Genomic DNA, 21931 nt, shown 5'->3' on the forward strand with positions numbered 1-21931 from the left:
ACCTGCACGACATCACCACCATGATCGAGCTGTTCGGGCGCATGGGCATCGAGCCGATCATCGATGAAAAACTCAGCGTGGAAGTCGATGCGCGGGCGATCAAGACCCTGATCGCACCCTATGAGCTGGTGAAAACCATGCGCGCCTCGATTCTGGTGCTCGGCCCCATGGTCGCCCGTTTCGGTGAAGCCGAAGTGGCTCTGCCTGGCGGTTGCGCCATCGGCTCGCGTCCGGTCGACCTGCATATCCGTGGTCTGGAAGCCATGGGCGCGATCATCGATGTGGAAGGCGGCTATATCAAGGCCAAGGCGCCTGAGGGCGGCCTGCGCGGCGCGCACTTCTTCTTCGACACCGTGAGCGTGACCGGTACCGAGAACATCATGATGGCCGCCACCCTGGCCAAGGGCCGCAGCGTGCTGGAAAACGCCGCCCGCGAGCCGGAAGTGGTGGACCTGGCCAACTGCCTGATCGCCATGGGCGCGAAAATCTCCGGTGCCGGCACCGACACCATCATCATCGACGGCGTTGAGCGTCTCGGCGGCGCGCGTTTCAGCGTGATGCCCGACCGTATCGAAACCGGCACCTACCTGGTTGCCGCGGCGGCCACCGGTGGCCGGGTCAAGTTGAAAGACACCGATCCGACCACCCTGGAAGCGGTGCTGTCCAAACTGCAGGAAGCCGGCGCGGAAATCACCTGCGGCAACGACTGGATCGAGCTGGATATGCATGGCAAGCGGCCGAAAGCCGTTAACCTGCGTACCGCGCCGTACCCGGCGTTCCCGACCGATATGCAGGCGCAGTTTATCGCCCTCAATGCGATCGCCGAGGGCACCGGCACGGTGATCGAAACCGTGTTCGAAAACCGCTTTATGCACGTGCATGAAATGATTCGTATGGGCGCGCAAATTCAGGTCGAAGGCAATACCGCCATCGTCAGCGGGGTCGAGAAGCTCAAGGGTGCGCCAGTTATGGCCACCGACCTGCGCGCCTCCGCCAGCCTGGTGATCTCCGCGCTGGTGGCCGAGGGCGACACCCTGATCGATCGCATCTACCACATCGACCGTGGTTACGAGTGCATCGAAGAGAAACTGCAGATGCTGGGCGCTAAAATTCGCCGTGTGCCGGGCTAGGTTGGCAGCCAGGACAGCAAGAGCCGCGGTGTGGCTCTTGTTGGGCTTCGCTTCGCTCAGCGCCAACCTACGCAAGTTCTGAAGGATTTTTCAATGCTCACCATCGCCCTGTCCAAAGGCCGCATTCTCGACGACACCCTGCCGCTGCTCGCCGCGGCAGGTATTGTGCCGACGGAAAATCCGGACAAGAGCCGCAAGCTAATCATTCCCACCACCCTGGATGACGTGCGCCTGCTGATCGTACGTGCCACCGACGTGCCGACCTATGTCGAGCACGGCGCGGCGGATCTGGGCGTGGCTGGCAAGGACGTGTTGATGGAGTACGGCGGCCAGGGGCTGTACGAGCCCCTGGACCTGCGTATCGCCAAGTGCAAGCTGATGACCGCCGGTGCCGTGGGGGCGCCCGAGCCCAAGGGGCGTCTGCGGGTGGCCACCAAGTTCGTCAACGTGGCCAAGCGTTATTACGCCGAGCAGGGCCGTCAGGTCGATATCATCAAGCTGTACGGCTCGATGGAGTTGGCACCGCTGGTGGGCCTGGCCGACAAGATCATCGACGTGGTCGATACCGGCAACACCCTGCGTGCCAACGGCCTGGAAGCCCAGGAGCTGATCGCCACCATCAGCTCGCGGCTGATCGTCAACAAGGCCTCGATGAAGATGCAGCACGGTCGCATCCAGGCGCTGATCGATACCCTGCGCGAAGCGGTCGAGTCGCGACATCCGGCCTGAGCCTGATGGCCGCCTTTGTGCGGCCTAGCCTATCCGCGTTATAGCCAGAATCCTCAGGTGCCCGCGCGGAGCGGTTGCTACTCTACGGGCGCCTGAGCATTTGCCAATTAAGAGGCCCGCTATGACCGCTCCTATCGCTATCCGCCGACTCAACGCCGCTGACCAGGGCTTTGCCCAGCATCTGGATCATCTGCTGAGCTGGGAAAGTGTCTCGGACGATGCGGTCAACCAGCGCGTGCTGGATATCATCAAGGCCGTGCGCGAGCGTGGCGATGCCGCCCTGGTCGAATTCACCCAGAAGTTCGATGGTTTGGAAGTCGCCAGCATGGCCGACCTGATCCTGCCGCGTGCGCGTCTGGAGCTCGCTCTGAGCCGCATCACCCCGGAGCAGCGTCAGGCCCTGATCGTTGCCGCCGAGCGAGTGCGCCTGTACCACGAAAAGCAGAAGCAGGACTCCTGGACCTACACCGAGGCCGACGGCACCGTGCTGGGGCAGAAGGTCACCCCGCTGGACCGCGCCGGCCTCTATGTGCCGGGCGGCAAGGCTTCCTATCCCTCTTCGGTGCTGATGAACGCCATCCCGGCCAAGGTCGCCGGCGTGCCGGAAGTGGTGATGGTGGTGCCGACCCCGCGGGGCGAGATCAATGAGCTGGTGCTGGCCGCCGCCTGCATCGCCGGCGTCGACCGGGTGTTCTGCATCGGCGGTGCCCAGGCCGTAGCGGCGTTGGCCTATGGCACCGAAAGCGTGCCTCCGGTGGACAAGATAGTCGGCCCCGGCAATATCTACGTGGCCACCGCCAAGCGCCATGTGTTTGGCAAGGTCGGCATCGACATGATCGCCGGGCCCTCGGAAATCCTCGTGGTGTGCGACGGTCAGACCGATCCCGACTGGATCGCCATGGACCTGTTCTCCCAGGCCGAGCACGACGAGGACGCCCAGTCGATTCTGCTCAGCCCGGATGCCGCCTTCCTCGATCGCGTCGCGGCGAGCATCGCCAGGCTGCTGCCGAGCATGGAGCGTGCCGAGATTATCCGCACTTCCCTGGAAACTCGTGGCGCGCTGATCCAGGTGGCCGATATGGCCCAGGCAATCGAGGTGGCCAACCGTATCGCGCCGGAGCACCTGGAACTGTCGGTGGCCGAGCCGGAGCAGTATCTGCCGCTGATTCGCCACGCCGGTGCGATCTTTATGGGCCGCTACACCGCCGAGGCGCTGGGCGACTACTGCGCCGGGCCCAACCATGTGCTGCCGACCTCGGGTACCGCGCGCTTCTCCTCGCCGCTGGGGGTGTATGACTTCCAGAAGCGCTCGTCGATCATCCATTGTTCGGCCGCCGGTGCTTCCGAACTGGGCAAGAGTGCCTCGGTGCTGGCTCGCGGCGAGTCGCTGACCGCCCACGCCCGTAGCGCCGAGTACCGCATTAAGAGCTAATCGGCCAAATGTAGGATGGGTTGAGCGCAGCGATACCCATCGCAAACACAACGAATTCGAGGAGAGAAGGGCAGATGAGCAAATTCTGGAGCCCCTTCGTCAAAGACCTGGTGCCCTACGTGCCGGGTGAGCAGCCCAAGCTGGCCAAGCTGGTCAAGCTCAATACCAACGAAAACCCCTACGGTCCATCGCCCAAGGCGATCGCCGCCATGCAGGCCGAGCTGAACGACAACCTGCGCCTGTACCCGGACCCCAACGGCGAGCGCCTGAAGCAGGCGGTGGCCGATTATTACGGTGTGCAGCTCAACCAGGTGTTTGTCGGCAATGGTTCCGACGAGGTGCTGGCGCACGCCTTCCATGGCCTGTTCCAACACGACAAACCCTTGCTGTTCCCGGATATCAGCTACAGCTTCTACCCGGTGTACTGCGGCCTCTATGGGATTGCCTCGGAGGTGATCGCGCTGGACGAGCAGTTCCAGATCCGCGTCGAGGACTATGCCAAGCCCAACGGCGGCATCGTCTTCCCCAATCCCAACGCGCCTACCGGCTGCCTGTTGGCCCTGGACGCCATCGAGCAGCTGCTCAAGGCCAATCCGGACAGCGTGGTGCTGGTGGACGAGGCCTATATCGACTTCGGTGGCGAGACTGCGATCACCTTGGTGGATAAATACCCCAACCTGCTGGTGGCCCAGACCCTGTCCAAGTCGCGTTCCCTGGCCGGCCTGCGTGTCGGCCTGGCGGTCGGCCACCCCGACTTGATCGAGGCGCTGGAGCGGATCAAGAACAGCTTCAACTCCTACCCGCTGGACCGCATGGCCATAGCCGGTGCGGCGGCGGCGTTCGCCGATCGCGAGTATTTCGCCAAGACCTGTCAGGCGGTTATCGACAGTCGCGAACTGGTGGTGGCTGGGCTGCAGCAGCTGGGCTTCGAGGTGCTGCCGTCGGCCGCCAACTTTATCTTCGCCCGTCACCCGCAGCGCGATGCCGCCGAGCTGGCGGCGCTGTTGCGTGAGCAGGGGGTGATAGTGCGTCACTTCAAGCAGGCGCGGATTGCCCAGTTTCTGCGCATCAGCATAGGCACGCCCGAGCAGAATCAGGCGTTGCTGGATGCCCTGCAGGGTCTGTAGCCAGCCTCAGAAAAAAAGCCGGAACTGGCTTAACAGTTCCGGCTTTTTATTGCTCGGGCGGTGGGCGGCGCCTCGGCTTAGCTGCCGTTGGCGGGCGGGCGTACGCCTATCTCGGCGCTCAGTTCCAGGGGCTTGCCGCCGCGCATGATCTCTATGCGGATCTGTTCGCCGGGCTTGGTTTGGGCGACCTGGTTCATCGAGCGGCGGCCATCACCGGCCGGTTGGCCGTCGATATTGAGGATCAGGTCGCCCGGCTGCAGGCCGGCCTTCTGTGCCGGCCCGTCGCGGTAGATGCCGGCCACTACTATGCCGGGGCGGCCTTCCATGCCGAAAGATTCCGCCAGCTCCGGCGTCAGCGGCTGCACCTCGATGCCCAGCCAGCCGCGGATTACCTGGCCGTGTTCGATAATAGCCTGCATCACGTCCATCGCCAGCTTCACCGGAATGGCGAAGCCTATGCCTTGCGAGCCGCCGGACTTGGAAAAGATCGCGGTGTTGATGCCGATCAGGTTGCCATAGGCATCCACCAGGGCGCCGCCGGAGTTGCCGGGGTTGATCGCCGCGTCGGTCTGGATAAAGTCTTCGTAGGTATTCAAGCCCAGCTGGTTGCGCCCGGTGGCGCTGATAATGCCCATGGTCACGGTCTGACCAACGCCGAAGGGGTTGCCGATGGCCAGGGTTACATCGCCGATGCGGATATTGTCCGAGCGCCCCAGGGTCATGGCGGGCAGTTGCGGCAGGTCGATCTTCAGCACGGCCAGGTCGGTTTCCGGGTCGCTGCCAATCACCCGGGCCAGGGTTTCGCGGCCGTCCCTGAGCGCCACCACTATCTGGTCGGCACCGGCCACCACGTGGTTGTTGGTCAGCAGATAGCCTTCCGGGCTCATGATCACCGCCGAGCCGAGGCTGGACTCCATGCGCCGCTGCTTGGGCAGGTTATCGCCGAAGAACTTGCGGAACTGCGGGTCTTCGAACAGCGGCAGGGCCGGCTTATTGGTGTATTTGGTGGTGTAGAGGTTGACCACCGCGGGCGAGGCCAGGTTCACCGCCTCGGCGTAGGACACCGGGCCTTCCTGCATGCGGCTGTAGAACGGCGCCTGGTTGACGTTTACATCCTGGCTCGGCAAGCCGACCCATTGCGGGGAGTACTGAATGATCAGCAGCGCCAGGAGCACGCCGACTAGCAGGGGCCAGCCAAGAAAACGCAAGGCCTTGAACATCAATTAAATCCTGAGGGTTGCGAGGGCCAGGCCGGCCCCTTAAGGTGCGCCATTATAGAGGGGCGGCCGGCAATAAAGCAGCGACCCCCTACCTGCGTAAGAAGGAATCCCTATGGCCATTGCTCTGGCGACCCTGGTGGCAGAAGCCGACCGTTACCTGAATGCGGCGCGTATCAGCGATTACTGTCCCAACGGCCTGCAGGTCGAGGGCCGACCGCAGGTGCGGCGTATCGTCAGTGGCGTGACCGCCAGCCAGGCCCTGGTCGATGCCGCGGTGGCGGCCGAGGCCGACGTGCTGTTGGTGCACCACGGTTACTTCTGGAAAGGCGAAAACCCCTGCATCACCGGGATGAAGCGCCGTCGTCTGCAGACCCTGCTGGCCAATGAGATCAGTCTGCTGGCCTACCATCTGCCGCTGGACCTGCACCCCGAGGTGGGCAATAACGTGCAGTTGGCGGCGCAGCTGGGGATCACGGTCGAAGGCCCGCTGGAGCCGGACAACCCGCGTACCGTTGGTCTGCTGGGGTCCCTCGCCGAAGCCATCAGCCCGGGGGATTTTGCCCGGCGCGTGCAGCAGGTGTTGGGCCGCGAGCCGCTGCTGGTCGAGGGCCGCGAGATGATTCGCCGCATCGGTTGGTGCACCGGGGGCGGCCAGGGTTATATCGACCAGGCCATAGCCGCCGGCGTCGATCTGTACCTGACCGGCGAGGCCAGCGAGCAGACCTTCCACAGCGCGCGGGAAAACGGCATCAGCTTTATCGCCGCCGGCCACCATGCCACCGAGCGTTATGGCATCCAGGCCCTGGGCGACTACCTGGCCCGCCACTTTGCCCTGGAACATCTGTTTATCGATTGCCCGAATCCTATCTGAGACCCACCCGAGGCACGGCTGCAGCCTGTTTCACGGGCATAAAGCTAGATTGTTTCGATCTAACTGGCGACCTGAATAGAAGAGGGCGCTGTGCTAGAGTGCGCCATCGTCCACGGCCCGCCGGCCCAATTACACAGCAAACCGTGAGTAACCATGCTCGATAAATTGACCCACCTGAAACAGCTGGAGGCGGAAAGTATCCACATCATTCGTGAAGTGGCCGCCGAATTCGACAACCCGGTAATGCTCTATTCCATCGGTAAAGACTCCGCCGTGATGCTGCACCTGGCGCGCAAGGCGTTCTTTCCCGGCAAGCTGCCATTCCCGGTGATGCACGTCGACACTCGCTGGAAATTTCAGGAGATGTATGCGTTTCGCGACAAGATGGTCGCCGAAATGGGCCTGGACCTGATCACCCACGTCAATCCGGACGGTATCGCCCAGGACATCAACCCCTTCACCCACGGCAGTGCCAAGCACACCGACATCATGAAGACCGAGGGCTTGAAGCAGGCCCTGGACAAGTACGGTTTCGATGCGGCCTTCGGCGGCGCGCGCCGCGATGAAGAGAAGTCCCGCGCCAAGGAGCGCGTGTACTCCTTCCGCGACAGCAAGCACCGCTGGGACCCGAAGAATCAGCGTCCCGAGCTGTGGAACGTCTATAACGGCAAGGTCAAGAAGGGCGAGTCGATCCGCGTGTTCCCGCTGTCCAACTGGACCGAGCTGGACATCTGGCAATACATCTACCTGGAAGGCATCCCGATCGTGCCGCTGTACTTCGCCGCCGAGCGCGAAGTGATAGAGCGCAACGGCACCCTGGTGATGATCGATGACGAGCGCATCCTCGAGCACCTGTCGGACGAAGAGAAAGCCCGTATCCAGAAGAAGATGGTGCGTTTCCGCACCCTCGGCTGCTACCCGCTGACCGGCGCCGTGGAGTCCACCGCCGCATCGTTGCCGGAAATCATCCAGGAAATGCTCCTGACCCGTACTTCCGAACGCCAGGGCCGCGTCATCGACCATGATGGTGCAGGTTCCATGGAAGAGAAAAAACGTCAGGGGTATTTTTGATATGTCGCATCAGTCCGATTTGATCAGCGAGGACATCCTCGCCTACCTGGCCCAGCACGAACGCAAGGAACTGCTGCGTTTCCTCACCTGCGGCAACGTCGACGACGGCAAGAGCACCCTGATCGGGCGCCTGCTGCACGACTCCAAGATGATCTACGAAGACCATCTGGAAGCCATCACCCGCGACTCGAAGAAAGTCGGCACCACCGGTGACGACATCGACCTGGCGCTGCTGGTCGACGGCCTGCAGGCCGAGCGCGAGCAGGGCATCACCATCGATGTGGCCTACCGCTATTTCAGCACCGCCAGACGCAAGTTCATCATCGCCGACACCCCCGGCCATGAGCAGTACACCCGCAATATGGCCACCGGCGCTTCGACTTGCGATTTGGCGATCATCCTGATCGACGCCCGTTACGGCGTGCAGACCCAGACCAAGCGCCACAGTTTTATCGCCAGCCTGCTGGGCATCAAGCACATAGTCGTGGCCATCAACAAGATGGACCTGAAGGACTTCGATCAAGGCGTGTTCGAGCAGATCAAGGCCGATTACCTGAAGTTCGCCGAAGGAATCGCGCTCAAGCCCAGCTCCCTGCACTTCGTGCCCATGTCGGCGCTCAAGGGCGACAACGTGGTCAACAAGAGCGAGCGTTCGCCTTGGTACGACGGTCAGTCGCTGATGGAAATCCTCGAGACCGTGGAAGTGGCGGGCGATCGCAACTTCACCGACCTGCGTTTCCCGGTGCAGTACGTCAACCGTCCCAACCTGAACTTCCGCGGCTTCGCCGGCACCCTGGCCAGCGGCATAGTGCGCAAGGGCGACGAAGTCATTGCCTTGCCGTCGGGCAAGGGCAGCAAGGTCAAATCCATAGTCACCTATGAAGGTGAACTGGAGCACGCCGGCCCCGGCCAGGCGGTGACCCTGACCCTGGAAGACGAGATCGACGTGTCCCGCGGCGACATGCTGGTGCACGGTGATAACCGTCCGCAGATCAGCGACAGCTTCGACGCCATGCTGGTGTGGATGAGTGAGGAGCCGATGCTGCCGGGCAAGAAATACGACATCAAGCGCGCCACCAGCTATGTGCCGGGCTCGATCGCCAGCATCACCCATCGTGTCGATGTGAACACCCTGGAGCACGGTCCGGCGAGCAGCTTGCAGCTCAATGAGATCGGCCAGGTGCGTGTGGCCCTGGATGCGCCTATCGCCCTCGACGGCTATGCGCACAACCGCACCACTGGCTCCTTTATCGTGATAGATCGCCTGACCAATGGCACGGTTGGCGCCGGCATGATCATCGCCGAGCCGGTCGGCGCCCAGGGTGGCGACGGTCACCACGGCAAGCTGGCCCATGTGTCCACCGAAGAGCGTTCCGTGCGCTTCGGCCAGCAGCCGGCCACCGTGCTGTTCAGCGGCCTGTCCGGCGCGGGCAAGAGCACCTTGGCCTACGCCGTGGAGCGCAAGCTGTTCGATATGGGGCGTGCCGTGTACGTGTTGGATGGCCAGAATCTGCGTCACGACCTGAACAAGGGTCTGCCGCAGGATCGTGCCGGGCGCACCGAGAACTGGCGGCGTGCCGCCCATGTGGCGCGGCAGTTCAACGAGGCCGGTCTGCTGACCCTGGCCGCTTTCGTCGCCCCGGATGCCGAAGGTCGCGAACAGGCCAAGGCGCTGATCGGCGCCGAGCGCCTGATCACCGTCTATGTGCAGACCTCCCCGCAGGTTTGCGCCGAGCGAGATCCGCAAGGCCTGTACGCCGCCGCCGGCGACAATATCCCGGGCGAGTCCTTCCCCTACGACGTGCCGCTGGATGCCGATCTGCTGATCGACACCCAGAGCCTGTCGGTGGAGGAGGGCGTCAAGCAGGTATTGGCCTTACTGCGCGAGCGTGGCGCGATTTAAATCCGCTGCACAATAAAAAGCCCCGCTCTAGAGCGGGGCTTTTTATTGGCTGAGCAACCGGTTTAGCGTTTTTTCGACAGCTGTTACTTGTTTTTTAAGCCGTAGCTTTCATCGAGCATACCCGGAACATCGGCGCTTTTCGGCGCATAGTCCTTGGGCATTTCGTTGTTCTTCGGTGGCGTCAGGCGTTCGCGTTTTTCGCTGATGTCATCGGCCTGCAGTGTGGCGAGCAGGCGCTGGCGCGTCAGTTCGTCGAGTGCCAGGCGGTTGGCGCCCTCGGACAGGTGTTCCTGCACGTCCTGATAACTTTGCGTGAGCTTTTTCACCATGCTGGCGGTGGTGTTGAAGTGGCTAACCACTTCGCTCTGGTAAGCCTCGAAACGTTCCTGCATTTCGTCCAGCTGGCGCTGGGTGCGGCTGGGGGCTGCATTGGGCGCCAGGCGGGCGATCAGGAAGCCAATGGCAATGCCGGCTACCAGGGTAACGGCGGGTAGCAACCAGGCGGTGAGCGTCTGTTCCACGAGTCCTTCCTCTCTAAACGGCTTTGCTTTACGTTAACGGCTCGAACCTGCGCTGTATACCGCAACAATGCCGGATGTGTGCGGCGCAGGCTGTCAGCTAGACGAGTCGACCCACTGCGAGGTCACGGAGTTCAGTGTTGCTCACCCGCGAAACCCCCCTGATGATCGATGGCCCCTGCGGCCAGCTGGAAGCCCTGTGGCTGGATACCCCCGAGGCCCGTGGCGTGGCGCTGATTTGCCACCCCAACCCGGTGCAGGGCGGCACCATGCTGAACAAGGTGGTCTCCACTGTACAGCGCACCGCCCGCGATGCCGGCTTGGCCACCTTGCGCTTTAACTACCGCGGCGTCGGTGCCAGTACCGGCAGCCACGATATGGCCAGCGGCGAGGTGGATGACGCACAAGCCGTGGCCGCCTGGCTGTGCACCCAGTACCCGCAGTTGCCGCTGACCCTGCTGGGCTTTTCCTTCGGCGGCTTTGTCGCCGCCAGCCTGGCCGGGCGCCTGGAAAACCAGGGTCTGGAGCCGGCCCATCTGTTTATGCTGGCCCCGGCCGTACAGCGGTTGAGTGCGGAGAATCCGCCCGCCCAGCATTGCCCCCTGACCCTGATTCAGCCCGAGGCCGATGAGGTGATAGAGCCGCAGGCGGTTTATGCCTGGTCCGCCGGCCTGGGACGTGCCCATGAGCTGCTGAAAGTGGCAGAATGCGGCCACTTTTTTCACGGCAAGCTGACCGATCTAAAGGATCTGCTGTTGCCGCGCCTTTCGAACTGATTGCAGCGCCGATAAGCGCTCGACTGAATAAGCGATAGCCATGACCACTCGTATCCTTACCGGCATCACCACCACCGGCACCCCGCACCTGGGCAACTACGCCGGCGCCATCCGCCCGGCCATAGTTGCCAGTCGCGCCGCCGACGCGGATTCCTTCTACTTCCTGGCCGACTACCACGCCCTGATCAAGTGCGACGAGCCGGCGCGCATCCAGCGTTCGCGCCTGGAAATTGCCGCCACCTGGCTGGCCTGTGGTCTGGACGTGAACCGGGCGACCTTCTACCGCCAGTCGGATATCCCCGAGATTACCGAGCTGTGCTGGTTGCTCACCTGCGTCGCCGGCAAGGGCCTGCTCAATCGCGCCCATGCCTACAAGGCCTCGGTGGACAAGAACGTCGAGCAGGGCGAGGACCCGGATGCCGGCATCAGCATGGGCCTGTTCAGCTACCCGGTGCTGATGGCGGCGGACATCCTGATGTTCAACGCGCACAAGGTGCCGGTGGGGCGCGACCAGATCCAGCATGTGGAAATGGCCCGGGATATAGGCCAGCGCTTTAACCACCTGTTCGGTAACGGTAAAGAGTTGTTCACCCTGCCGGAGGCGGTGATCGAGGAAGGCGTGGCGACCCTGCCCGGCCTCGACGGGCGCAAGATGAGCAAGAGCTACGACAACACCATCCCGTTGTTCGGCAGCGTCAAGCAGCTCAAGGACGCCATTGCCCGCATCGTCACCGACTCCAGGCTGCCCGGCGAGCCGAAAGACCCGGACAACTCGCACCTGTTCACCCTGTACCAGGCGTTCGCCACAGCGGCCCAGCAGGCCGAGTTCCGCGCCGAACTGATCGGCGGCCTGGCCTGGGGAGAAGCCAAGCAACGCCTGTTCCAGCTGCTCAACAACGAACTGGGTGAGGCCCGCGAGCGTTATCAGGCGCTGATCGAAAAGCCGGCGGACCTGGAAGATATCCTCCTGGCCGGCGCCGCCAAGGCGCGCAAGACCGCTACCCCCTTCCTCGGCGAGTTGCGCGAAGCGGTGGGCCTGCGCTCGTTCCGCAGCCAGGCTGTCAGCGGCGCGGGCGAGAAGAAAAAAGCCGGCAAGAGCGCACGCTTCGTCAGCTTCCGCGACGACGACGGCAGTTTCCGCTTCCGTCTGCTGGATGCGGCCGGGGAGCAGCTGCTGCTGTCCAAGTCCTTTGCCGATGGCAAGGCGGCCGGCTTGGTCAACAAGCGTCTGCAGTCCGGCGAAGCCCTGGATGTGCGTGAGCAGGACGGCGGTTTTGGCGTCTGGCTGGAGGGTGAATGCGTGGCGCAAAGCCCGGCCTTTGCCGACGGCGCGGCCTGTCAGGCAGCTATCCGGCGCCTGCGTGAGGCCCTGGCGCCGGCGGAATAAGCGGGATGTAGGCTGAGCAGCGGCGCATTAATCGGATTTCCGCCCGCCCGCCGTGCGGGCCGATTGCCAAGCCGCGGGGCCGTCGCTAAAGTGACGCCCCGTTTTACTTGCTCGGCTAACGAATTATGACCCCGCTAGAACGCTACCAGGCTGACCTCAAGCGCCCCGAGTTCTTCCATGATGCCGCCCAGGAAACTGCGGTGCGTCATCTGCAGCGTCTGTACGACGATCTGGTAGCCGCTGACAAGGGCACGGCCGGTGTGTTCGGCAAGCTGTTCGCCAGAAAGCCTCAGGGGCCGGTCAAGGGCCTGTATTTCTGGGGTGGCGTAGGTCGCGGCAAGACCTATCTGGTGGATACCTTCTTCGATGCGCTGCCCTTCGAGCGCAAGGTGCGCACCCACTTCCACCGCTTTATGAAGCGTGTGCATGAGGAAATGCGCACCCTCAAGGGCGAGAAGAACCCGCTGACCATCATAGGCCGGCGCTTCGCCGACGAGGCGCGGGTGATCTGTTTCGACGAGTTCTTCGTCTCCGACATTACCGACGCCATGATCCTCGCCACCCTGATGGAGGAGCTGTTCAAGAACGGCGTCAGCCTGGTGGCCACCTCCAACATAGTGCCGGACGGCCTGTACAGGGACGGCTTGCAGCGCGCGCGCTTCCTGCCGGCGATCGCCCTGCTCAAGCAGCACACCGAGATAGTCAACGTCGACAGCGGCATCGATTACCGCCTGCGTGCCCTGGAGCAGGCCGAGCTGTTCCATTGGCCGCTGGACGCCGAGGCCGAGCAGAGCCTGGAGAAAAGCTTCAGCAGCCTGCTGCCGGAGCATTGCCAGGTCGAGGAAAACAAGGCGCTGATGATCGAGAACCGCGCGATAGTGGCGCGCAAGGAAGGCGACGACGTGGCCTGGTTCGAGTTCCGCGAGCTGTGCGACGGCCCGCGCAGCCAGAATGACTACATCGAGCTGGGCAAGATCTACCACGCCGTGCTGCTGGCCAACGTCGAGCAGATGGGCAGCGCCAAGGAAGATATGGCGCGACGCTTTATCAACCTGGTGGACGAGTTCTACGACCGCAACGTCAAGCTGATCATCTCCGCCGAAGTGGAGCTGAAAGACCTCTATAGCGGCGGCCGGCTGAACTTCGAGTTCCAGCGCACCCTCAGCCGCCTGCTGGAGATGCAGTCCCACGAGTTCCTCTCGCGCCCGCATAAGCCATAATTGCGACTCTGAAAATGAAAAGGCTGCCCGCGGGCAGCCTTTTGCGTTTCAGAGCGTAGCCCGGATGCAATCCGGGAGCGGATTGGCAGGCGGTAGATTTCCCCGGATTTCATCCGGGCTACAACAAAGCGCCGCTCACCTGCCTTAAGTGGGCGGCATTCGCCCGTGGGCGGGCTTGGCGCTTTAGCCGTACTCAGTTCTGCGCCAGCTTCTGCTCGTACTGGGTGAGTATCTTCCGTGCATAGGCCACTTCCAGGGCTTCCATGGCGCTGATCGGCTTGATCGCCACGGCGCGCTTGAGGTGTTGCAGGGCCTTGGCCTGCTCGTCGTCGCCGTATACGTAGCCGAGGGCATTGGCGTACTCGTAGTGGCCGATGGGCAGGTCGTCCTTGGCCTGGAAGCTCTGGCTGAAATACTGCTCCATATTGTCGGCGCTGACCCCGTAGGTCATGCGTCCGACCAGCTTGCCGACCTTGCGGATCACGCCGGCTTCGTAGCCGCCGTACAGGGCCAGGGCGAAGGGCTGGTGCGGTTGCTTGGCCAGCAGCACTTTCAGTTCGGCGGGGATCTGGGAGGTGTAGCCGCGCTTTAGCACCACCGGCACCGGCAGCTCTTCGCCCAGGCGCGCCTTGGCGTAGATGCTGCCGAACTGGGCGACGGTGTCGGCCTGCACCAGTTCGCCGGCCTGCTCGGTGTAGCGGATCACCTCTTCCAGCAGCCTGTGTTTCTCTGCCTGCTCGGGCACCAGGAACATGGCGTAGATCACCTGGGCAAACATCGCCGGCACCTGGCCGCCGACGCCCAGGGCCAGGCCTTGCTGCTTGGCCTGGGCGAAATCACCGCGAAACACCAGGCGCCAGACATCCTGCAGTTTGGCGGCATAGAGTTGCGCCTCTTCCGGCTTGCCGGTAAAGCCGGTATTGGCGGCGACCGTCTGCTCCAGGGCCTGGGGATGGCTGGTGGCCATGGTCGCCACCCAGTCGACGTCCGGGAAGGGGTAGTCGTTGCCAAAGCCGCGGGTCAGCTGCGGCCAGGCCTGGCGCAGCTTGTCGCCGGAATAGTCGTAGGCGCTTTGGTCGTAGGGGAAGGCTTTCCAGTTGTCGGCGGCCACAGCACTGAAGCTGCAGGCGGCGAGTAAGGCGATAAGAGTGCGGCGCATGGCGATGACCTAATTGTTGTTGTAGGTATACACCGATCATAGAGCGCCGGCGGCCGCGGCCCACCCATCCAAGGATCAGTTGAGCCGTGCGCTGTGCTTGCGGATCGCTTGGGGGGCGACCTTAAGCATGGCCGTCCTTGTGCTGGAACTGGCGGCGGTACTGGTTGGGTGACAGTTCGGTGTGCTGGCGGAACAGGCGGGCGAAGAAACTGGCGTCGTCGTAACCCACCTCATAGCTGATGGTCTTGATGCTCTTGCGGGTGGCGCTGAGCAGGCCCTTGGCGGTCTCGATGCGCAGGCGCTGCAGGTAGTGCAAGGGTTTGTCGCCGGTGGCGGTCTGGAAGCGACGCATAAAGTTGCGGATGCTCATGCCGTGTTCGCGGGCCACGTCCTCGAAGCGGAACTTGTCGGCGAAGTGATCCTCCAGCCACTGCTGGATCTGCAGGATGGTCATGTCGTGGTGCAGCTTCTGCCCGCCGAAGCCGATGCGCCCCGGCGCATAGTTGCGCTGCACCTCGTAGAGGATGTCGCGGGCCACGCCCTGGGCCACGCTGGCGCCGCAGAAGCGCTCGATCAGGTAGATATACAGGTCGCAGGCCGAGGTGACGCCGCCGGCGCAATACAGATTGTCGGCGTCCGACAGGTGCTTCTCCTGGTTCAGCAGCACCCTGGGGAAGCGCTCGCTAAACTCGTTGAAGAAGCGCCAGTAGGTGGTCGCCTCCTTGCCGTCGAGCAGGCCGGCCTGGGCCATCCAGAACACCCCGGTGGCTTCGCCGCAAATTGCGCTGCCGGCGGCATGGCTCTGCCGCAGCCAGCCGAGCACCTGGGGATGGCGTTGGCAGAGGGCGTCGAAGTCGTCCCAGAACGCCGGCAGGATGATGATGTCGGCGCTGTCCAGGGGGCCGTCCACCGGCATCAGCACATTACTGAAACTGCGCACGGGCTGGCCGTCGGGGCTGACCAGGTTGATCTCGAAGGTCGGGGTCAGGCCCAGACCCTGCTGCTTGCCGTAGCGCAGGCTGGCCATATGGAAGAAGTCCTTGGCCTGCATCAGGGTGGAGGCGAATACGCCGTCGGTGGCCAGAATGCTGACGCGGTGCAGGGAGGCGGGCGACTGAATAGGCATAGGTATTATTCTTATTTAAGGCTAAGTGGTCATACGCTGGCTGGATCGTCTTATTTATTGGCGCTTGTGTCCAGTGTGACCAAGCGTTTGCTTGGCTAAAGTCGAGGCCAGTTTAAAACCGCCCATAGCAGCAGGTGCCAGCATGATCCCCAGAACCATTTTCAGCGCCGAACACGAACTGTTCCGCAGCAGTGTGCGCAAGTTTCTCGAGCAGGAGGCCGTGCCCTTCCATGCGCAGTGGGAGAAGGACGGCCATATCGATCGCCAGCTGTGGAACAAGGCGGGGGAGGCGGGGATGCTCTGCTCGCATATCCCGGAGGAATACGGCGGCATGGCGGCCGATTTTCTCTACAGCGCCGTGGTGATCGAGGAAGTGGGGCGTCTGGGCCTGACCGGCATCGGTTTCTCCCTGCACTCGGACATAGTCGCGCCCTATATCCTGCATTACGGCTCCGAGGTGCTGAAGCACAAGTACCTGCCCAAGCTGGTGTCCGGCGAGATGGTCACGGCCATCGCCATGACCGAGCCGGGCGCCGGTTCCGACCTGCAGGGGGTGAAGACTACCGCGGTGCTGGATGGCGATGACTATGTGATCAACGGCTCCAAGACCTTTATCACCAACGGCTACCTGGCGGATCTGGTGATAGTGGTGGCCAAGACCGACCCGAAAGCCGGTGCCAAGGGCACCAGCCTGTTTCTGGTCGAGGCCAATACGCCGGGCTTCGCCAAGGGCAAGCGCCTGGAAAAGGTCGGAATGAAGGCCCAGGACACCTCCGAGCTGTTCTTCCAGGACGTGCGAGTGCCCAAGGAGAACCTGCTGGGCCAGGCCGGTATGGGCTTCGCCTACCTGATGCAGGAGCTGCCTCAGGAGCGTTTGACCGTCGGCGTGGGTGCCCTGGCGTCGGCCGAGGCGGCGCTCAACTGGACGCTGGAATACACCCGCGAGCGCAAGGCCTTCGGCAAGGCGATTGGCGACTTCCAGAACACCCGCTTCAAGCTGGCCGAGATGGCCACCGAGATTCAGGTGGGCCGGGTCTTCGTCGATCGCTGTCTGGAGCTGCACCTTGAGGGCAAGCTGGATGTACCGACCGCCGCCATGCTCAAGTACTGGGGCACCGACCTGCAATGCAAGGTGCTCGATGAGTGCGTGCAGCTGCACGGCGGTTACGGCTATATGTGGGAATATCCGGTGGCGCGGGCCTGGGCGGACGCGCGGGTGCAGCGGATCTACGCCGGCACCAATGAGATCATGAAGGAGATTATCGCGCGCTCGCTGTGATGCATCGGCGGCGATAAGGCTGAGGGCCCGGCATCCGAGGATGCCGGGTTTTTGCTTTTAGGGCGCGGGGTTGGGCTGGGCCTTGTGGATGGCTTCGATGCCGGCCAGCACTTCTTCGGACAGTTTGAGTTCGCTGCTGGTCAGATCGATCTCCAGCTGCTCCAGGCTGGTGGCGCCGATAATATTGCTGGTGACGAAGGGCTGGGCGCTGACAAAGGCCAGGGCCATCTGTGCCGGGTCCAGGCCATGTTCGCGTGCCAGCGCCACATAGGCCGAGCAGGCTGCTGCCGACTCGGGGTTGGTATAGCGGGTAAAGCGGCTGAACAGGCTGATCCGCGCATTGGCCGGGTGCGCGCCGTTCTCGTACTTGCCGGAGAGCATGCCGAACGCCAACGGGGAGTAGGCCAGCAGGCCGCACTGCTCGCGTATGGTGATCTCCGCCAAGCCGACTTCGAAGCTGCGGTTGAGCAGGTTGTAGGGGTTCTGAATGGAAACGCTGCGCGGCCAGCCGCGCTGTTCGGCCAGTTGCAGAAACCTCATGGTGCCCCAGGGCGTTTCGTTGGACAGGCCGATATGCCGGATCTTGCCGGCCTTGACCTGTTCGTCGAGGGCTTCCAGGGTGTCTTCCAGTGCGGTGAAGTCGCTGTCCTGATGGCGATAGCCGAGCTGGCCGAAGAAGTTGGTCGGGCGCTCCGGCCAGTGCAGTTGGTACAGGTCGATCCAGTCGGTGTGCAGGCGCTTGAGGCTGGCATCCAGCGCCGCGACTATGTGTTCGCGGTTGTGCTTGAGCTGGCCGCCGCGGATATAGCCGATGCCATTGCCGGGTCCGGCGATCTTGCTGGCCAGTATCCAGTCGGCGCGGTCACCGCGCTGCCTGAAGTAATCGCCGATGATCTGCTCGGTTGCGCCGTAGGTCTCGGCGCGCGGTGGTACCGGGTACATTTCCGCGGTATCGAGAAAGTTCACCCCAAAGGCCTTGGCCCGTTCGAGCTGGGCGTGGGCTTCGCTGGCGCTGTTCTGTTCGCCCCAGGTCATGCTGCCCAGGCAGATGCTGCTGACTTTCAGGTCCGTGCGGCCGAGTTGGCGGTAGTCCATTGCATGCTCCTCGAAAATTCATTGACATAATTTGGTTGAAATTCGCTTGGCGATCTGCATAATTGCGCACCTCTTTCTGCAGTGGAAGTGATGCGCCGCCTGCCGAAGAATCTTGCCGTATTACGGACGCGCTGACCCGAGCCCCCGATAGCGCCTGTTTTCGGCTGCCTTTGACTTGTCAAAGTACGCACTATTCAGTAAGATCCGCCGTCTTATTTATCAGGGCGGCCCCTGAGGCTATAAAGAATGAAAACTTTTACTGCTAAACCGGAAACAGTTAAGCGCGACTGGTTTGTCGTCGACGCTGCAGGTCAGACCCTGGGTCGTCTGGCTACCGAAATCGCGAGCCGTCTGCGTGGCAAGCACAAGCCAGAGTACACTCCGCACGTTGATACCGGCGACTACATCGTCGTGATCAATGCCGAGCAGATCCGTGTGACTGGTGCCAAGACCACCGACAAGATGTACTACTCCCACTCCGGTTTCCCGGGCGGCATCAAGTCGATCAACTTCGAAAAGCTGATCGCTAAGGCCCCTGAGCGCGTGATCGAGACCGCGGTCAAAGGCATGCTGCCGAAGAACCCGCTGGGTCGCGACATGTATCGTAAGCTGAAAGTTTATGCGGGCGCTGCTCACCCCCATACTGCTCAGCAGCCCCAAGAACTGAAGTTTTAACGGAATAGTTCATTATGTCGGCGACTCAAAATTACGGCACTGGCCGTCGCAAGACTGCAACCGCTCGCGTTTTCCTGCGTGCGGGTACTGGCAAGATCTCCATCAACAACCGTACTCTCGACACCTTCTTCGGTCGTGAAACTGCCCGCATGGTAGTTCGCCAGCCGCTGGAACTGGTTGAGATGACCGAGAAGTTCGATATCTACATCACCGTTATCGGTGGTGGTGTAAGTGGTCAAGCTGGCGCCATCCGCCACGGCATCACTCGCGCCCTGATGGACTACGACGAAGCTCTGCGTCCGGCTCTGCGTAAAGCTGGCTTCGTGACTCGCGATGCCCGTGAAGTTGAACGTAAGAAGGTTGGTCTGCGTAAGGCGCGTAAGCGTCCGCAGTACTCCAAGCGTTAATTCGCTACCTGCGTTCAAAAACGCCCAGTTTCCTTTCGGAGCTGGGCGTTTTTTATGGGCGCGGGTCAGGGTTGCGACAACTTGCCGCACCGGTAAATGCCGCGTCCGACAAGGCTTTCAGCCATTTTGTATCCAGTAATTGCCTTGTCAGAAATGGGGCTTTTCTTTACCATCTGGCAAATTTTTTGCGTGACTCGATTTTTACTTAGTAGAGGCCTGACCAACAGGCCACAAAGCTGATGGGAGACGACTGAATGAGCAATGACGGCGTGAATGCAGGCCGGCGTCGCTTTCTGGTAGCGGCCACCTCTGTGGTGGGCGCTGCAGGAGCGGTGGGTGCCGCGGTCCCGTTCGTAGGGTCCTGGTTCCCAAGCGCCAAGGCTAAAGCTGCCGGAGCACCCGTTAAGGTGAACGTCAGCAAAATTGAGCCGGGCCAGCAGATGGTTGCCGAGTGGCGGGGGCAGCCGGTATTTATCGTGCGCCGTACCGAGGAGATCCTCGGCAACCTGGTGAAACTTGAGCCGCAACTGGCTGACTTCGACTCCAAGGCGTCTGAGCAGCCGAGCTATGTCGATGCGAAAACCCGCTCGATCAAGCCGGAAGTTCTGCTGCTGGTAGGTCTGTGTACTCACCTGGGTTGCTCGCCGTCCTTCCGTCCAGAAGTGGCACCAGCGGATCTGGGTGCGGAGTGGGTAGGTGGTTACTTCTGCCCCTGCCACGGTTCGCGCTACGACCTCGCCGGCCGGGTCTACAAGGCTCAACCTGCACCCATGAACCTGCCGGTGCCACCGCACACATACGAGTCGGATGATGTGGTCATCATCGGTGTGGATCAGGAGCAAGCATGATGAGTAAATTCATGGAATGGGTCGATGCGCGCTTCCCCGCGACCAAGATGTGGGAAGACCATCTGTCCAAGTACTACGCGCCAAAGAACTTCAACTTCTTCTACTTCTTCGGCTCCCTGGCCCTGCTGGTGCTGGTCAATCAGATCGTCACCGGCATCTGGCTGACCATGAGCTACACCCCTTCGGCTGAAGAGGCCTTTGCCTCGGTCGAATACATCATGCGTGATGTGGAGTACGGCTGGATTCTGCGCCTGATGCACTCCACCGGTGCTTCGGCGTTCTTTATCGTGGTCTACCTGCATATGTTCCGCGGCCTGCTCTACGGCTCTTATCAGAAGCCGCGTGAGCTGGTGTGGATCTTCGGCATGCTGATCTACCTGATGCTGATGGCCGAGGCCTTTATGGGCTATCTGCTGCCCTGGGGCCAGATGTCCTACTGGGGCGCCCAGGTGATCATCTCGCTGTTCGGTGCCATCCCGGTGATCGGGGCAGACCTGACCCAGTGGATTCGTGGTGACTACCTGATTTCCGGGATCACCCTGAACCGCTTCTTCGCCTTGCACGTCGTGGCCTTGCCAATAGTGATTCTGGGCCTGGTGGTCCTGCACATCCTGGCGCTGCATGAAGTGGGGTCGAACAACCCGGACGGTGTCGACATCAAGAAGAAAAAGGACGAGAACGGCATTCCGCTTGACGGCATCGCCTTCCACCCTTACTACACCGTGAAAGACATAGTCGGCGTGGTGGTGTTCCTGTTTATCTTCTGCTTCGTGATCTTCTTCTTCCCGGAAATGGGCGGTTATTTCCTCGAGAAGCCCAACTTCGAAGTGGCCAACGCCTTCAAGACGCCAGCGCACATCGCGCCGGTGTGGTACTTCACCCCGTTCTACGCCATCTTGCGGGCGATTCCGGACAAGCTGATGGGTGTCATCGCCATGGGCGCGGCCATCGCCATCCTGTTCGTGCTGCCGTGGCTGGACCGTAGCCCGGCCAAGTCGATGCGCTACAAGGGCTGGCTGAGCAAGATCTGGTTGCTGGTGTTCTGCGTGTCCTTCGTCATCCTCGGTGTGCTGGGCGTCCTGGCGCCTACCCCGGGTCGTACGTTGCTGTCGCAGGTGTGTACCTTCCTGTACTTCGCGTACTTCATCCTGATGCCGTTCTACACCAGGATGGAAAAAACCAAACCGGTTCCGGAAAGGGTGACGGGCTGATGAAAAAGCTATTTGCTGCGTTTGTTATTGCTGCGCTGCCGGTCTTCGCTTTCGCTAGTGAAGCCGGCGTGCATCTGGACGAAGTCGAGATTGATCTGACCGACAAGGCTGCCCTGCAGGATGGCGCGCGTACCTTCGCCAACTACTGCATGGGTTGCCACAGTGCCAAGTTCCAGCGCTATGAGCGGGTTGCCGATGACCTGGGCATTCCGCATGAGGTCATGCTGGAAAACCTGATTTTCAATGACGCCAAGATTGGCGATCACATGAAGATCGGCATGCAACCTTCCGATGCCAAGACCTGGTTCGGTGCGGCGCCGCCCGATCTGACCCTGGTTGCTCGTGTGCGCGGTAATGATTGGCTGTACACCTACCTGCGTACCTTCTACGAAGATACCGCCCGTCCGCTGGGTGCCAACAACAAGGTATTCCCCAATGTCGGCATGCCGAACGTGTTGGCTGGGCTGCAGGGTCGCCAGTACATAGGTTGCAAGCAGGTGCAGGTGGTTGAGGATGGCAAGAAGCAGTTCGATCCATTGACCGGCACGCCTATCACTCATGAAGCCTGTGACCAGCTGACCATCGAGCCGAAAACCGGCGCGTTGAACGAAGAACAGTTCGACGAGAAGGTCAAGAACCTGGTGACATTCCTGGCGTACTCGGCCAACCCGGTCAAGCTGGAAAGCCAGCGTATCGGTACCTACGTTCTGCTGTATCTTGCCTTCTTCTTCGTATTCGCCTACCTGC

The 21931-nt window shown here is 61.9% G+C and carries 21 protein-coding genes; 16 read left to right on the plus strand and 5 right to left on the minus strand.

Annotation, left to right across the window (positions count from 1 at the left end; all coding sequences use genetic code 11):
• The 4 genes from murA to hisC form a co-directional block, all read left to right on the plus strand.
• The coding region (murA, locus tag Q8Q83_RS02910) for a UDP-N-acetylglucosamine 1-carboxyvinyltransferase (protein WP_305620987.1) at positions 1-1130 on the plus strand (1130 nt) is incomplete at its 5' end.
• A gap of 93 nt (positions 1131-1223) precedes the next feature.
• Positions 1224-1859, plus strand: a complete 636-nt coding sequence (gene hisG / locus Q8Q83_RS02915; protein ID WP_305620989.1) for an ATP phosphoribosyltransferase — start codon at positions 1224-1226, stop codon at positions 1857-1859.
• A gap of 121 nt (positions 1860-1980) precedes the next feature.
• Positions 1981-3291 carry a histidinol dehydrogenase gene (gene hisD / locus Q8Q83_RS02920; protein WP_305620991.1) on the plus strand — a complete coding sequence of 437 codons (1311 nt, stop codon included), beginning with the start codon at positions 1981-1983 and terminating at the stop codon, positions 3289-3291.
• A gap of 74 nt (positions 3292-3365) precedes the next feature.
• Positions 3366-4418 (plus strand): histidinol-phosphate transaminase, encoded by a 1053-nt coding sequence (hisC, locus tag Q8Q83_RS02925; RefSeq protein WP_305620992.1) that lies wholly within the window; start codon positions 3366-3368, stop codon positions 4416-4418.
• Positions 4419-4495: 77 nt separating this feature from the next.
• On the opposite strand, the gene algW is transcribed toward hisC, so the two are convergent.
• Complete coding sequence (algW, locus tag Q8Q83_RS02930) at positions 4496-5638, minus strand: Do family serine endopeptidase AlgW (RefSeq protein ID WP_305620994.1); 1143 nt, start codon at positions 5636-5638, stop codon at positions 4496-4498.
• 112 nt (positions 5639-5750) lie between these two features.
• On the opposite strand from algW, the gene Q8Q83_RS02935 reads away from it, so the two are divergent.
• The 3 genes from Q8Q83_RS02935 to cysN all read left to right on the plus strand — a co-directional run bounded on the left by Q8Q83_RS02935 (position 5751) and on the right by cysN (position 9483).
• A complete protein-coding gene (locus Q8Q83_RS02935) occupies positions 5751-6509 on the plus strand; it encodes a Nif3-like dinuclear metal center hexameric protein (RefSeq protein ID WP_305620995.1) in 759 nt (252 codons plus the stop codon).
• A 153-nt stretch (positions 6510-6662) separates the two neighbouring features.
• Positions 6663-7580 carry a sulfate adenylyltransferase subunit CysD gene (gene cysD, locus Q8Q83_RS02940; protein WP_305620996.1) on the plus strand — a complete coding sequence of 306 codons (918 nt, stop codon included), beginning with the start codon at positions 6663-6665 and terminating at the stop codon, positions 7578-7580.
• Between the two features lies 1 nt (position 7581).
• The gene (gene cysN, locus Q8Q83_RS02945; RefSeq protein WP_305620997.1) at positions 7582-9483 is read left to right on the plus strand and encodes a sulfate adenylyltransferase subunit CysN; all 1902 of its coding nucleotides are present in this window, start codon (positions 7582-7584) and stop codon (positions 9481-9483) included.
• Between the two features lie 83 nt (positions 9484-9566).
• Here cysN and Q8Q83_RS02950 read toward each other — a convergent pair whose 3' ends face one another.
• Positions 9567-10004 carry a YhcB family protein gene (locus Q8Q83_RS02950; protein ID WP_305620998.1) on the minus strand — a complete coding sequence of 146 codons (438 nt, stop codon included), beginning with the start codon at positions 10002-10004 and terminating at the stop codon, positions 9567-9569.
• A gap of 137 nt (positions 10005-10141) precedes the next feature.
• Between Q8Q83_RS02950 and Q8Q83_RS02955 the strand changes: the two genes are divergently transcribed.
• The 3 genes from Q8Q83_RS02955 (at position 10142) to zapE (ending at position 13384) form a co-directional block, all read left to right on the plus strand.
• On the plus strand, positions 10142-10777 hold the full coding sequence (locus tag Q8Q83_RS02955) for an alpha/beta hydrolase (protein ID WP_305621000.1): 636 nt from the start codon (positions 10142-10144) through the stop codon (positions 10775-10777).
• A 40-nt stretch (positions 10778-10817) separates the two neighbouring features.
• Complete coding sequence (locus tag Q8Q83_RS02960; RefSeq protein ID WP_305621001.1) at positions 10818-12164, plus strand: tryptophan--tRNA ligase; 1347 nt, start codon at positions 10818-10820, stop codon at positions 12162-12164.
• Positions 12165-12289: 125 nt separating this feature from the next.
• On the plus strand, positions 12290-13384 hold the full coding sequence (zapE, locus tag Q8Q83_RS02965; RefSeq protein WP_305621002.1) for a cell division protein ZapE: 1095 nt from the start codon (positions 12290-12292) through the stop codon (positions 13382-13384).
• Between the two features lie 193 nt (positions 13385-13577).
• Here the strand turns inward: zapE and Q8Q83_RS02970 are convergent, their stop codons facing one another.
• Both Q8Q83_RS02970 and Q8Q83_RS02975 read right to left on the minus strand, forming a co-directional pair.
• Positions 13578-14543, minus strand: coding sequence for a hypothetical protein (locus tag Q8Q83_RS02970; RefSeq protein WP_305621003.1), 966 nt, complete (start codon positions 14541-14543; stop codon positions 13578-13580).
• 121 nt (positions 14544-14664) lie between these two features.
• A complete protein-coding gene (locus Q8Q83_RS02975; RefSeq protein ID WP_305621013.1) occupies positions 14665-15570 on the minus strand; it encodes a GlxA family transcriptional regulator in 906 nt (301 codons plus the stop codon).
• 241 nt (positions 15571-15811) lie between these two features.
• On the opposite strand from Q8Q83_RS02975, the gene Q8Q83_RS02980 reads away from it, so the two are divergent.
• On the plus strand, positions 15812-16948 hold the full coding sequence (locus tag Q8Q83_RS02980; RefSeq protein WP_305621005.1) for an acyl-CoA dehydrogenase family protein: 1137 nt from the start codon (positions 15812-15814) through the stop codon (positions 16946-16948).
• 57 nt (positions 16949-17005) lie between these two features.
• On the opposite strand, the gene Q8Q83_RS02985 is transcribed toward Q8Q83_RS02980, so the two are convergent.
• On the minus strand, positions 17006-18043 hold the full coding sequence (locus tag Q8Q83_RS02985; protein WP_305621006.1) for an NADP(H)-dependent aldo-keto reductase: 1038 nt from the start codon (positions 18041-18043) through the stop codon (positions 17006-17008).
• Positions 18044-18289: 246 nt separating this feature from the next.
• Here Q8Q83_RS02985 and rplM point away from each other — a divergent pair, with 246 nt between their 5' ends.
• The 5 genes from rplM to Q8Q83_RS03010 all read left to right on the plus strand — a co-directional run.
• Positions 18290-18718 carry a 50S ribosomal protein L13 gene (gene rplM, locus Q8Q83_RS02990; protein WP_007917032.1) on the plus strand — a complete coding sequence of 143 codons (429 nt, stop codon included), beginning with the start codon at positions 18290-18292 and terminating at the stop codon, positions 18716-18718.
• A gap of 14 nt (positions 18719-18732) precedes the next feature.
• Complete coding sequence (gene rpsI / locus Q8Q83_RS02995) at positions 18733-19125, plus strand: 30S ribosomal protein S9 (protein WP_305621007.1); 393 nt, start codon at positions 18733-18735, stop codon at positions 19123-19125.
• A 254-nt stretch (positions 19126-19379) separates the two neighbouring features.
• A complete protein-coding gene (petA, locus tag Q8Q83_RS03000) occupies positions 19380-19973 on the plus strand; it encodes a ubiquinol-cytochrome c reductase iron-sulfur subunit (protein ID WP_305621008.1) in 594 nt (197 codons plus the stop codon).
• On the plus strand, positions 19973-21184 hold the full coding sequence (locus Q8Q83_RS03005) for a cytochrome bc complex cytochrome b subunit (RefSeq protein ID WP_305621010.1): 1212 nt from the start codon (positions 19973-19975) through the stop codon (positions 21182-21184). Before petA ends, Q8Q83_RS03005 begins: the two co-directional genes overlap by 1 nt.
• Positions 21184-21931, plus strand: a 748-nt coding sequence (locus Q8Q83_RS03010; RefSeq protein ID WP_305621011.1) for a cytochrome c1, incomplete at its 3' end; no start/stop codon positions are given. The genes Q8Q83_RS03005 and Q8Q83_RS03010, both read left to right, overlap by 1 nt.

Source organism: Pseudomonas sp. (assembly GCF_030696055.1).
GTDB lineage: Bacteria > Pseudomonadota > Gammaproteobacteria > Pseudomonadales > Pseudomonadaceae > Aquipseudomonas.

Bases quoted from the DNA above. Each gene is read 5' to 3' on its own strand.
- hisG (WP_305620989.1), top strand. From the start codon at position 1,224: ATGCTCACCATCGCCCTGTCCAAAGGCCGCATTCTCGACGACACCCTG.
- Q8Q83_RS03005 (WP_305621010.1), top strand. From the start codon at position 19,973: ATGAGTAAATTCATGGAATGGGTCGATGCGCGCTTCCCCGCGACCAAG.
- hisC (WP_305620992.1), top strand. From the start codon at position 3,366: ATGAGCAAATTCTGGAGCCCCTTCGTCAAAGACCTGGTGCCCTACGTG.
- Q8Q83_RS02980 (WP_305621005.1), top strand. From the start codon at position 15,812: ATGATCCCCAGAACCATTTTCAGCGCCGAACACGAACTGTTCCGCAGC.
- Q8Q83_RS02935 (WP_305620995.1), top strand. From the start codon at position 5,751: ATGGCCATTGCTCTGGCGACCCTGGTGGCAGAAGCCGACCGTTACCTG.
- zapE (WP_305621002.1), top strand. From the start codon at position 12,290: ATGACCCCGCTAGAACGCTACCAGGCTGACCTCAAGCGCCCCGAGTTC.
- Q8Q83_RS02975 (WP_305621013.1), bottom strand. From the start codon at position 15,570: ATGGCCAGCCTGCGCTACGGCAAGCAGCAGGGTCTGGGCCTGACCCCG.
- Q8Q83_RS02960 (WP_305621001.1), top strand. From the start codon at position 10,818: ATGACCACTCGTATCCTTACCGGCATCACCACCACCGGCACCCCGCAC.
- cysN (WP_305620997.1), top strand. From the start codon at position 7,582: ATGTCGCATCAGTCCGATTTGATCAGCGAGGACATCCTCGCCTACCTG.
- hisD (WP_305620991.1), top strand. From the start codon at position 1,981: ATGACCGCTCCTATCGCTATCCGCCGACTCAACGCCGCTGACCAGGGC.
- cysD (WP_305620996.1), top strand. From the start codon at position 6,663: ATGCTCGATAAATTGACCCACCTGAAACAGCTGGAGGCGGAAAGTATC.
- rplM (WP_007917032.1), top strand. From the start codon at position 18,290: ATGAAAACTTTTACTGCTAAACCGGAAACAGTTAAGCGCGACTGGTTT.
- Q8Q83_RS02985 (WP_305621006.1), bottom strand. From the start codon at position 18,043: ATGGACTACCGCCAACTCGGCCGCACGGACCTGAAAGTCAGCAGCATC.
- algW (WP_305620994.1), bottom strand. From the start codon at position 5,638: ATGTTCAAGGCCTTGCGTTTTCTTGGCTGGCCCCTGCTAGTCGGCGTG.
- petA (WP_305621008.1), top strand. From the start codon at position 19,380: ATGAGCAATGACGGCGTGAATGCAGGCCGGCGTCGCTTTCTGGTAGCG.
- rpsI (WP_305621007.1), top strand. From the start codon at position 18,733: ATGTCGGCGACTCAAAATTACGGCACTGGCCGTCGCAAGACTGCAACC.
- Q8Q83_RS02970 (WP_305621003.1), bottom strand. From the start codon at position 14,543: ATGCGCCGCACTCTTATCGCCTTACTCGCCGCCTGCAGCTTCAGTGCT.